This window comes from Paenibacillus sp. TSM33, from assembly GCF_056099025.1.
The window spans coordinates 1-351 of the sequence record NZ_JBLZXB010000048.1 but is presented as its reverse complement, the minus strand read 5'-3'; the positions used below and the strand labels follow the sequence as shown (position 1 = coordinate 351).

General features: G+C 51.9%; 3 tRNA genes. All 3 read left to right on the top strand.

The window, feature by feature from the left end:
• Nucleotides 1–47 precede the first annotated feature (47 nt).
• The 3 genes from ACN6NF_RS25805 (at nt 48) to ACN6NF_RS25795 (ending at nt 301) form a co-directional block, all read left to right on the top strand.
• Nucleotides 48–123, top strand: a tRNA-Lys gene (locus ACN6NF_RS25805).
• 12 nt (nt 124–135) lie between these two features.
• A tRNA-Leu gene (locus ACN6NF_RS25800) sits at nt 136–216 on the top strand.
• Between the two features lie 10 nt (nt 217–226).
• Nucleotides 227–301, top strand: a tRNA-Gly gene (locus ACN6NF_RS25795).
• Nucleotides 302–351: the final 50 nt, after the last annotated feature.

Sequence of the window (351 nt, the reverse complement as noted above, 5' to 3'; positions counted from 1 at the left end):
TTGACTCCGTCATGCATAGGTTCAAATCCTATATCCCCAGCCATTAAGAGCCATTAGCTCAGTTGGTAGAGCACCTGACTTTTAATCAGGGTGTCGAAGGTTCGAGTCCTTCATGGCTCACCATTATTATTATATGCGCGTGTGGCGGAATTGGCAGACGCACTAGACTTAGGATCTAGCGTCTTTGACGTGGGGGTTCAAGTCCCTCCACGCGCATCCTGTTTTTGCGGACGTGGCTCAGCGGTAGAGCATCGCCTTGCCAAGGCGAGGGTCGCGGGTTCGATTCCCGTCGTCCGCTCCATATTTGCGCCCTTAGCTCAGCTGGATAGAGCGTTTGACTACGAATCAAAA